The following is an 11,498-nucleotide window of genomic DNA, read 5'->3' on the forward strand; positions in this document are numbered from 1 at the left end:
TACGATTAGGTTGTAGGCAGCAACAATGACATTGCCACCTACAATTGAAGTTATTGGTTTGGAACTTGTTGATTTGAAGCCGGTTGTTTGTCATTAGATGGCTTTGAAAGCTCTCTTTGCTTCCAAAGCTTGAAGATTGCAGGCAGTACCAGCAGAGTCAGCAGTAGCGCTGATGCCATGCCGCCAATCATCGGCGCTGCGATACGTTGCATGACTTCAGAGCCGGTTCCATCGCCGTACATAATTGGCACCAAGCCTATGATGACTGTTAGTACCGTCATCATCACCGGACGAACCCTAAGTCCGGCACCTTCACGAATTGCGTCCGTCAAATCCCCTTTGTGTAGCGACTGCAGGTTTTGCGCGGCGTCGAGTTTACGTTGGTGCCAAGCTTGATTGAGGTAAACCAGCATGATGACGCCTATCTCTACCGCCACCCCAGCAAGAGCAATAAAGCCCACACCGACCGCGATAGAAAAGTTGTACCCTAGGTAGTGCATCAGCCATAGTCCACCTACCATCGCCAGTGGCAGAGTACACATGATGACCAACACTTCTCCTACTTGGCGGAAGCTGAAGTAGAGCAGCAACATAATGATGGCAATGGTGATTGGCACTACTACGCTCAAGCGCTGCTTAGCACGTTCCATATATTCATATTGACCGGACCAAGTGAGCGAGTAACCCGCAGGTAGCTGGAGCTGCTCACCGACGATGGCCTGTGCTTCGTTAACGTAAGAACCTAAATCTCGACCATCAATATCAACAAACACCCAGCCGTTTGGACGAGCATTCTCGGTTTTGATCATAGGAGGGCCATCTTCATAACGAATGTCAGCCACATCCGCCAACGCAATACGCGCGCCATTAGATGTCACTAGTGGGAGGTTTTGCAGTTTCACCACCGAATCACGGTAGTCTTGCGGGTAACGAACATTGATTGGGTAACGCTCTAACCCTTCAATTGTCTCGCCGACATTCACTCCGCCAATCGCCGTCGAGATAACTTGCTGGACATCCTGAATATTGAGTCCATAACGAGCAGCTGAACGACGCTTAATATCAATCGTCACGTAACGTCCACCAGCGACACGTTCAGCGTAGACTGACGCCGTTCCATTGATTTGATTTAGAAGCGGTTCAAGCTCGCCACCGATTTGCTCTATCACCTTAAGGTCAGGCCCGGCGATCTTGATGCCTATCGGTGTCTTAATCCCCGTCGCCAACATGTCGATACGCGTTTTGATCGGCATGACCCATGCGTTGGTTAAACCAGGGAATTGAACCAGTTGATCAAACTCTTTACGTAATGACTCCGTTGTTATCCCTTCGCGCCATTGCGCTTTGGGTTTAAGTTGAATCACAGTCTCGATCATGGTCAGCGGCGCCGGGTCAGTGGCAGTTTCTGCCCGACCAATCTTGCCCCATACCGTCTCAACCTCAGGTACAGACTTAATTAACTTGTTGGTCTGTTGTAATAGCTCACGCGCTTTACCAATGGAGATCCCCGGATAGGTGGTCGGCATATACATTAAGTCACCTTCATCTAGAGGCGGAATGAATTCACTGCCGAGTTTGCTCATTGGATAGTAAGCAGAGGCAAGCAGACCTAATGCCAATACAATCATGGCTTTAGGATAAGTTAAGCTTAAGTTGAGTAGCGGACGATAAAGCGCAATGAGCGCCTTATTTACTGGGTTTTTGCTCTCTGGCAGCACTTTGCCACGAATGAAATAGCCCATCAGCACGGGCACTAGCGTAATCGCTAAACCTGCAGAAGCCGCCATCGCATAGGTTTTGGTGAACGCAAGTGGTGAGAACATCTTGCCTTCTTGACCTTCTAGCGCAAACACGGGAACAAAGCTCAAGGTAATGATCAGCAGTGAGAAGAACAGCGGCGCACCCACCTCTTGCGCAGCCTTACCTATCACTTCCCATCGGTTGTTATCATTGAGAGGCGTACGCTCGATGTGTTTATGGACATTTTCGATCATCACGATCGCCCCATCGACCATTGCGCCAATCGCAATCGCAATACCGCCCAACGACATGATGTTGGCGTTAATACCCTGCCAATGCATCACAATGAAGGCTGACAAAATCCCCACAGGTAAGCTCAGCGCAATCACCAACGACGAGCGGATATGGAACAGGAACAGGGCGCATACAATCGCAACGACGATGAATTCCTCTGCCAGTTTTTTCCATAAATTCTCTACCGCCGAATCAATCAATGTCGAGCGATCATAGGTCGCTTTAATCTCAACACCAGAAGGCAGACTTCGCTGCAATTCTGCGAGTTTGGCTTTGACGTTAGTGATCACTTCACTGGCGTTTTCACCAAATCGCATCACGATCACGCCGCCAACCGCTTCACCCTCGCCATTAAACTCAGAGATACCCCGGCGCATTTGAGGGCCTAGGTTAATATCTGCGATATCACCGAGTAGCAGAGGCGTTCCTTTGTCTGTCACTTTAAGTGGTAAGGATTGAATATCTTCAACACTCGATAGGTAACCTGTAGTACGTACCATGTGTTCCGCTTCCGCCGCTTCGATGACTGAAGCACCTGTTTCTTGGTTGCCTTGCTGAATCGCCTTATTGACTTGTTGCAACGTCAGGTTGTAAGCGCGCAGTTTGGCCGGGTCAATTTGTACTTGATACTGTTTGACCATACCGCCAACAGTCGCAACCTCAGACACACCATCAACTGTTTGCAGCTCATACTTCAAAAACCAGTCTTGCAGCGAACGTAGCTCAGCCAGATCGTGTTGACCTGTTTTGTCTTGCAGCACATAGCTGTATACCCAACCTACCCCTGTGGCATCTGGCCCTAGTGTGGGTTTCGCCCCGGAAGGAAGATTAGGCGCTACCTGACTGAGATACTCCAGCACTCGTGAACGCGCCCAATACATATCGGTATCATCGTTAAAAATGATATAGACGTATGAGTCGCCAAAGAATGAATAACCCCGCACTGTTTCTGCACCGGGAACAGCAAGCATGGCCGTTGTCAGTGGGTAGGTGACTTGATCCTCCACCACCTGAGGCGCCTGACCGGGATAGCTGGTTTTTATGATCACCTGAACATCGGAAAGATCGGGTATAGCGTCCACTGGGGTGTTCTTCAGGCTATAAAGACCACCCAAGGTTAAAGCTAAAGTCGCAATCAGTACTAAGAAACGATTACTGATCGACCATCGAATAATCGCACTAATCATACTGGCTCCTCACTCACCGTGATTTGCTTAAGTAGGTAATCCGCCCCTTGCTTTTCAACTAGAAATCGAACTTTCTGACCTTCCTCAAACCCGGATAAATCCACTTCATCACCCACCGAGAAGTTCATCTCTCCCGCCTGCCAATCCCATTCCGCGACGGGTAAATGTTGTAAGGTAATCATGCCGAAGTCCGCCATCAACATGGTGATATCTCCGCTTACCCACACCTCATTGGCGACAACACTGTCACCGACTCGATAATCAACAATTTGATACTGACCTTCCGGCGTTTTTTGCATCTCAAATTCTATAGCTTGGCCTGATTTCAGCTCTTGCATGTTTAGCTGTTCAGCTACAGTAAAGTTCATCACCATACCCGGCCACTGCCACTCAGGAACGGCTTGGTGATTGATGGTTAGCATTCGATGCCCTGCCATCACATCGGTAATTTCACCTTGAGCCCAAACAGTCTCAGCAGGTGTCTCAGTGCCATTAATTCGCGACAGGTCGGCAGATTGACTCGATTCTGAATCCAACATAAAGTGCGCCGACGTCACGACACTTTCCCCTAGGGTGAGTCCTCCAAGTACCTCGACACTTTCGCCTGCTTCTCGACCCACATTGATGCGCGCAGAACGATACTTTCCGTTGCCTTCTGCAAGTACTACGCGGGTCATACCTCCTGAACGAATTACGGCAGATTTAGGGACAGTTAATACCGACTCTTGGGTAACGGGCTGCAGCGCAATATTGGCAAACATATTCGGTTTGAGTTCACCATTGGGGTTAGGGAACTTCAGACGTACCCGCAAAGTACGCGTACTCGGATCAAGAATGGGATAGACATAGTCCACTTCTCCTTGCCACTGACCATCGGGTATCGCATCAAGTGTCATCGTAGCGATGCTGCCTGCTTGCATCCAATGGGCTTGGCGCTCAAAGACTTCCGCATCGACCCAGACTTCTTCCAGCGGGCCAGCACTGATCACCGCTTGCGCTGGCGATAAGTACCCCCCTTCGCGAATATTCAAGCTCGCGATAACGCCATCCGCCGGAGCTTTAATCTCGATAGATTGAGACGCTTTACCTCGCTTCTTGATTGCTTTAATTTGCGTGCGATCGACCCCTAAGGTCACCAAGCGCTCGGTCGCCCCTGTCACCAAACCACTTCGACCGGTTCGATAAGCGTTGAGTAACTCTTCTTGCGCTTTAATTAGCTCTGGAGAGTAGAGCGTAAATAACACTTCACCCTTCGCGACTTTTTCTCCTACCGCATTGATATTGAGTTTTTCTACCCAGCCAGCAACACGCACATTGGTTTGCCATAAACGACTTTCATCAAATGCAACGTAACCAACGGTTTCAATCCTTGGTGACAAGCGCTGCTTCTCAACTGCCGCGGTTTTCACTCCTAGGTTATTTTCTACCGATGGGTCTATCGTCACTGTGCCCGGCTTGTTGGCGTCTGAAGCTAGATTCTCGGCATAGACAGGGATAAGATCCATCCCCATCGGCGATTTACCCGGTTTATCGCGTTGGTAATTTGGGTCCATCGGTGCCACCCAATACAAAGGCTCGTTTGAGTCTTTACTTGGAGCCACAGCATCCGCCATTTTCATCAAAGAGTGACTAGGCAAAATCTGGCTCACACCAAAGCCAATACCACCACCGATCAATAGTGCGATCGTCGCTACCTTAAATGTTTTCATCATTATTCCTTATTGTTCTACTGAGTGATTTCAGGTAGCGAGACCTGAAACTCGAAAGCGCTAAATAGCGTCGCTAAGTTACTCTTGACGATGTTTAGATCGGTCAATAAGCGTTGCTGTTCTAATTGCAAAGCAAGGTCATCTCTCGTGGCGCTTATCACGTCGCTAAACTGCGCGGTGTTATTTTGATAACCCCGCTCGACGGCGAGAATTCTTGCTCGCGCTTGAGGTAGTAAGGTGGTTTGGTAGCGTTCAAGTCGTTGATTTAAATTGCGCTCATCAACCAGCAACGCGTTCACTTTGGCATTCATCTGTGCTAGCAAAGTGTCTTTCTGAGACTTAGTCGCCCCAACTTGATACTGCGCGGCGGCTAGGTTTCTATCTTGTCGATTGCCCGTAAACAGCGGAACATCGACAGTCAAATAGGCGCTGACAAGATCAGAGGCAGGTTCACCCATCATGTTGTTTGCCTGTCGATAGGCATACATCACTTCAACACCAACTTGAGGTGTATAAGCTTGTTCGGCGATATTGACCTGAGTTTCATTCACAGCTATCGAAGCATCGATCATCTGCACCATTGGATGTCGTTTAAGTAACTCGAAGTGGTCAGTTTGGTTTGCGCTGCTATCTAGCTTATTAGCCAGTCTGTGCCAATCTAACTGATTGCTCGCTCGCAAATCACCGTGTTGATTGAGCCAGCCAATGCCTAGCCACTCAGAGAATTGAGAGATCAATCGAGTTTGCATTTGGCTGTTGGCTTGCAGTTGCTCATCAAGCTTGCTGACTTGAAGCTGGGCATTGAGTAAGTCTTGAGATTCACTCTTACCAATTGAATAGTTGGTTTGAATAAAGCCCTGTAGCTCGACGAGTAACTGTTTGTTTTCTTGCAGAATCTGCTCAGCTTGTTGCAAATAACCCAGCTCTAACCACAGCTGAGTCATCGCATTAGCAACCTCTAGTTCACGCGATTGCAATTGCAGTGTCACGCCATCTGCTTGTTGGTTCGCTTTCTTACGTTGCAGTTCGAGTGTCGAGCCCCGTTCAAACTGCTGCATCAAACCGACTGAGATGTTGGTCATTGGGTCTTCATCAAACTTAAAGCTTTCGGTTGGCAAACCGCCAAACCCCACTTTCAGTTTTGGGTCCATTAAGGTTGAATTAGCAATACCCGTTTCTCTCATTGCGAGTGATTGGGCGTAGAGCTGCTTACGATTGGTGTCATTGTTTAACGCAGTATCAATCATCTGCGCCAGTAAATCGCGATGTGGCTGAGTTGCTATATCGGCCTTAGCCAATGCAGCAATCGGGGCAAACCACAACGCTGCACTTAGCGTAAGTGCCAGACAGGTTGGTTTAGTCTTCACGTAGTAATCCGTTTCTATGTGCCTAAAAAGGCATAAAGGCGCCTCTTCACGAACAAATCGCAAAGAGATGAAGTAATAGAAAACGAGTTACGCTATTGGGGGGCGATACAGGGAGGACGTTTGGTTGATCGGCACGCTTCTATCGTCACGGACAATAAGAGCAAGGTGACTAGAAGTCGAGTTGACTGGCTGATAGTGATTGAGCAAGGCAAAGACTGTCATACACATCACGTCGCAGCACATGTGCTGACTAGGCTCGGACTCACATTCCTCCATCATCATCGGGGAATGTTCTTCTAGATTAGATTTCATCGGCATATTGCATGCACTTTGAGAATGATGCATTGAGCTTGCGTCCATCATTTCAAAGCTCATTAAAGGCGCACTACTAGATAAGGTCGAAAACAGCATCGAAAGCATGCTGATCGCAACAATCCAGATTTTTTGGCTGACTCTGAACGTCATAACGCACCTAATAATGAACAATCTCATTCATGCTAAACCTTACCCTAAGGGGAGGGTCAATCACTCTTTACCTATCCAATGACAAAAACTTAGACCCTAAGCCAAAACTCTGCGGCTTAAACCGCTTGTAATGAAACAAAAACGTCATATTGAGGTCCCAAACTACTTATTAAGTAAATTGTCATCTAAATTTGTAGGTAGGAATAATCAAGGTGCACATTATGGGTAAGCTTGTCGCATTACTACTGTTGTTGAGTTACTCATCGTTTTGCAGCGCAGAGGTCGTTAACAAATCCGTTAACCTTGTGGTCGGCGATTGGGAGCCCTACACCAGCAGCCAAGACAACTCTAATTATAAAATCTCAGAGACGCTAGTCCGCGCCGCTTTTGCCACACAGGGTTATCAAGTCAAAATTGAGTATCACCCTTGGAGTCGCGCTTATCGCTACGCCCAAACAGACAAATACGACGGGACTTTCCCTTGGTTTAAAAACAGTGAAAGGGAAGCATTATTCCTATTCTCATCACCATTATTTGTGCAGAAGATCGTGTTCTTTTATCACAGCAATAGCCAATTTGACTGGCAAGACATAGCCGACCTCAACCAATATCAAATCGGTGCGACTCAAGAATATGAAGTAACCCGCTTAATGCGATCTAACGGGGTAAAGCTCGAAATCTCAAACTCTGATGACGTCAATTTCATTAAGCTTGGCAAGCATAGAATTGACGCCTACCCCGCAGGGCTAGAACGTGGCTACTATATGCTTGGCAATTTACTTCCAGCCATGCAAATCAATCAGCTCAAGGTGCACCCCAAACCGATTATCGAAAATGATATGTATGTGATGTTCTCAAAGCAAAACCTCAGCCGCAGCCAAGAACTCAAAGAGGCGCTTCGTTTAGGGATTGAGCAGTTAATAAAATCGGGGGAGTATCAGAAAATCATTGATGTAGAGAAGCAAATTAGAACAGAGTCCTCAGTGCAGAATTAGTCTTTGTCATATTTCTGTCGTAATCTTGGCGTAAAAGACATTGTTTAATATAAAACAATAAAGGCTATCCTTTTGAAATCGCTATTTTCTGCCACATTACTTTCACTGATTATTTCCTCACCTCTTCATGCTAAAGGCATGCAGCTTGAAGTGTCTGACCCCATATTAAATAAAGAGTTTCCTTCCGCTTCAGGCGCGGTATTTAGCAATAACAAAGTCTATGCGATTGGGGATGATTCTCCCTACCTCTTTGAATTGGACGCTGATCTAACCATTCAAGACAAGCAGCTCATCAAACACTACCCTATCGCCAAAAACGGTCGCATCGCAAAGAAGGTTAAGCCTGATTTTGAAGCCATGGATGAAGTGGATTTTTATGGTAAACCTGCGTTCGTGATCTTAGGTTCCGGAAGCAAAGCGCATAAACGTGAATGGGCATTTTTGTTCACCCAAGATCAACAGACCAAGATTGAGCGATCATTAAGACCTCTTTACCAGCAGCTCTATAAGCAGAGTGGTTTTAGCGGTAAGCAAAAGCTCAACATTGAAGGGCTTGCAAGTACCGATAAGTACGTTTTCGTACTCAATCGCGGTAACTCAGGCACTAATGTCATTTTCCGTCTACGTCTCGATGAGTTTGTCCAATATCTAGAAGGTCAAACCGATAGCGTCAACGAGATTACTGTTACCCATGTTCAGCTCCCTATCTATCAGGGTTACGAAGCGACATTATCAGGTGCAGAATATTGGCCTGAGGCTGAGCAACTTGTTTTTACCGCTTCAATAGAAGCCACGGGGGATGCTTACAACGACGGAGATATTTGGGGTAGCTTTGTTGGCACAGTGCCTGTAAATCAACTCGGCGTTCATGGCAGCAAACTAGACCTGACCGAAGCAACCATACCGGTAATGAAAAATGGTCAGCGAGTTATCACAAAAGTGGAAACCGTTGCTATCACTGAAAGTAGTAGCGATAAAATCAAAGGTGTATTGCTGAGTGACAATGATGATGGAACGAGCGAGCTATTTCACTTTGAGTTAACTCACTAGGAGTGATTCTACAAACAAAGCCCCTAAGCAGCCATGATGCTTAAGGGGCTCTTTTTTGAAAATCTTACTTATCTAACTGATTGAAGATATTAAGAATAACTTGCTCGACGTAAAGCAGAACCATAGCCTGGCCAGACGGCTCACGATATGCACCTGTCAATGCAATGATGTTACCTGTTTTGTGGTCAAACGCTGAGAACTGACCGTTCACGCCAATCATGGTAGAGAACTTGCGCCCACCAAACTCAACGGTGCGCCATTGGTTTTTGTAGAAAGCCGTTGGCATTAATAGATGTTCGTAAGAAATACGACCCCAAGCTTGTTTTACTTCAGCATCGCCATTCTTAACTTGCTCGATGTACTTTTTAGGCAGAACTTGCTCACCTTTAAAGTTTTTACCATCGTTGACCATTAACAAGCTACCGATAGCAAAGTCGCGTGTGGTCATGTTCGCAGAACCAGATGCCATCGACTCTTTATTCACACTAGTATACATCGCCATATCGCTGGTAAAGCCACCTTTCTTCCATAGGTACTTTTCGTAAAACTCAGCAAGTGTCATGCCACTTGCACGTGAAATTGCCAGGCCTAACATTTCCGTATTGATATCACGATATTCATAGCCAAAGCCAGGTGGGTTTTCTGGTTTGGCTTGCTTAACGAAAACTTTTGATAGGTACTCGCTAAAAGAATTTATCTCACCATTCGCATCTGGGCGTGGGATTAGCTTGCCATCTTTCTCTACATGGCCGTTATACCCCATAGCTGACGGCATGGAACTATCCCATGAACCATCTGCACCAGCAGCGTAATTTGACCAGTGGTACCCGTCTCGGCTCTTAGGTAGCTTCACGACACCCGCAGTCATATCAGCATAGTAATGAAGAGGAATGTTCGCCCACTCGCTACCTTTCAGTTCAGGTGCATACTTACCGATAGGGTCATTCATACTGAGCAAGCCTTCTTCTTCAGCAATAAATGCAGCCATGCTCGAAAAAGACTTAGTCGAAGACATAATATGGTTCAGCGTATCTTTATTGGTACCATTCCAATAGTCTTCTGCGATCACTTCACCTTTTTTATTCATGATGACGTAGTTTTGGATACTGGCACGATCACGCATCACATCGTACAACGAGATTTTATGTCCCGGAATCACATCATCCAACATTACTTTAGCTGGATCAAAGCTGTTTAACACCTTGATAGGCATCGCTTTATTTGGGTTATTCTCTACCTGAGCCCAGTGATGATAAAGATGCGCATCTGCCATGGTAAACTGGACAAAACGCTTCTCTTCCCAGTTCTCAACACCCGCTCCGTAATGGTTAAGGTTTGCTTCCATTTTTGCATTGGGCTCATGGTATGTCACAGCCTGTACTGGAACAGTGATACCGACGCTAGATAGTAGGGTTAGTGCAAGTAGTGTCTTCTTCATGTGAAAGTTCCTTTATTAAGTTGTCCTAATCTTACTTGCGAGCATCGAATAGTTTAAATTAGTTACTATTCGATTTTCGAATACTAAATGAATCAATGATAAATTGACCGACTCTGCCCATATCTCTGTTCGCTGCCCATACCAAGTCTAAGCCTGAGTACATCTTAGTTTGATTGAACTCTGGCTTTATGGAAACAAGTGACCCTAACTCGATACGTTCGTGGCACCAATCTGATGGTAATATTCCCCACCCCATACCGAGTTCAATAAGATGACTGCATTGAACCAAGTTATCTGCTTGCCAAGTATCTTGCGAAAAAATAGAAGTTTTACTTAACACGGGATGACTGCTGAGTGAGCGGCCGATGATTTGCCGCGCAGCGAGTAACTCTTCATTGGAGACTTCTGATAAATCAGCCAGTGGATAGTCAGGACTACATACGCACTGCCATTCATATTGATGAATGGTGATAAAATTGAGGTACTGAGGGTAAGCATCAGCACCAAAGTGTACACCGAGGTCAATCTCATGATTGAGTAGCGCTTGCTGCAAGGCTATGTGGTCGAGAAGCTGAATTTGTACTTCGGTGTTAGGAAACTTTTCTTCTAATCCAATCAAGACAGAGTCTAAACAAGATAGCGGTGCCATAGGGTCAACACCGATAACTATCTTGGTTTCGACCTCATTGTAAACCGCTTGAGCAAAGCTGTTCATCTTATCTGCCTGACGGAGTAAAAGTTTGGCCTGTTGATAAAGTCTTTCACCCGCCTTGGTTAAAGTGGGCTTACGGGTTTGACGATCAAATAAACTAAGGCCTAACTCATCTTCTAAGTTACTTACCCCAATACTGACTGAACTCTGGCTTTTATTGAGCTTTCTCGCCGCGGCTGAAAAAGAGCCTGCTTCTACCGTAGTAACAAAAGCGATGGTTTGTTCCAAATTGATCATTCTATCTCTCACCATAACGCATTGATTGAAAATATTATTTATAACAATAATGCTAATGTCCCCCTATCTGCAATAAAGCTACAATGGCAAACATCGGAGGTTTGAATGAAACTACGAATAGAAAAGTTAGGTAAGCAGATAGCAAAACGCCGCTAATAAAAGCGGCGTTTTAGATGGGTGGAAGCCCCAGCCACATCCCGGCACACAAGTCACACGCTGCGGCTGCTTCCTTCCGGACCTGACCGAGTTCACGAGCTATTGTTGCGGGAGGACCAGGGCCTCCATAGATTCTGTTTCCTTAGCA

The 11,498-nt window shown here is 46.3% G+C and carries 8 protein-coding genes and 1 other RNA gene; 2 read left to right on the plus strand and 7 right to left on the minus strand.

Features of this window, described 5'->3' with window-relative positions:
* Nucleotides 1-50: 50 nt before the first annotated feature.
* The 4 genes from IX91_RS09670 to IX91_RS09685 form a co-directional block, all read right to left on the minus strand.
* Nucleotides 51-3,221: an efflux RND transporter permease subunit gene (locus IX91_RS09670; protein ID WP_004747449.1), complete on the minus strand. Its 3,171-nt coding sequence runs from the start codon at nucleotides 3,219-3,221 to the stop codon at nucleotides 51-53.
* Complete coding sequence (locus tag IX91_RS09675) at nucleotides 3,218-4,930, minus strand: efflux RND transporter periplasmic adaptor subunit (protein ID WP_004749318.1); 1,713 nt, start codon at nucleotides 4,928-4,930, stop codon at nucleotides 3,218-3,220. The genes IX91_RS09670 and IX91_RS09675 overlap by 4 nt, the downstream gene beginning before the upstream one ends.
* Nucleotides 4,931-4,947: 17 nt before the next feature.
* Entirely contained in the window at nucleotides 4,948-6,237 is a 1,290-nt protein-coding gene (locus tag IX91_RS09680) for a TolC family protein (RefSeq protein WP_236642878.1), read from the minus strand.
* A 147-nt stretch (nucleotides 6,238-6,384) separates the two neighbouring features.
* Complete coding sequence (locus tag IX91_RS09685) at nucleotides 6,385-6,762, minus strand: hypothetical protein (RefSeq protein WP_004749321.1); 378 nt, start codon at nucleotides 6,760-6,762, stop codon at nucleotides 6,385-6,387.
* Nucleotides 6,763-6,983: 221 nt separating this feature from the next.
* Here IX91_RS09685 and IX91_RS09690 point away from each other — a divergent pair, with 221 nt between their 5' ends.
* Nucleotides 6,984-7,757, plus strand: coding sequence for a substrate-binding periplasmic protein (locus IX91_RS09690; RefSeq protein ID WP_004748235.1), 774 nt, complete (start codon nucleotides 6,984-6,986; stop codon nucleotides 7,755-7,757).
* A gap of 72 nt (nucleotides 7,758-7,829) precedes the next feature.
* Nucleotides 7,830-8,807 carry a DUF6929 family protein gene (locus IX91_RS09695; protein ID WP_004748237.1) on the plus strand — a complete coding sequence of 326 codons (978 nt, stop codon included), beginning with the start codon at nucleotides 7,830-7,832 and terminating at the stop codon, nucleotides 8,805-8,807.
* A 64-nt stretch (nucleotides 8,808-8,871) separates the two neighbouring features.
* Here the strand turns inward: IX91_RS09695 and IX91_RS09700 are convergent, their stop codons facing one another.
* From IX91_RS09700 to ffs, 3 genes are all read right to left on the minus strand, one after another.
* Nucleotides 8,872-10,245 (minus strand): serine hydrolase domain-containing protein, encoded by a 1,374-nt coding sequence (locus IX91_RS09700; RefSeq protein ID WP_004748238.1) that lies wholly within the window; start codon nucleotides 10,243-10,245, stop codon nucleotides 8,872-8,874.
* A 58-nt stretch (nucleotides 10,246-10,303) separates the two neighbouring features.
* On the minus strand, nucleotides 10,304-11,194 hold the full coding sequence (locus IX91_RS09705; protein ID WP_004748239.1) for a LysR family transcriptional regulator: 891 nt from the start codon (nucleotides 11,192-11,194) through the stop codon (nucleotides 10,304-10,306).
* A gap of 181 nt (nucleotides 11,195-11,375) precedes the next feature.
* Nucleotides 11,376-11,472: signal recognition particle sRNA small type (gene ffs / locus IX91_RS25640), an RNA gene on the minus strand.
* Between the last annotated feature and the right edge of the window lie 26 nt (nucleotides 11,473-11,498).

The organism is Vibrio tubiashii ATCC 19109 (genome assembly GCF_000772105.1).
GTDB lineage: Bacteria > Pseudomonadota > Gammaproteobacteria > Enterobacterales > Vibrionaceae > Vibrio > Vibrio tubiashii.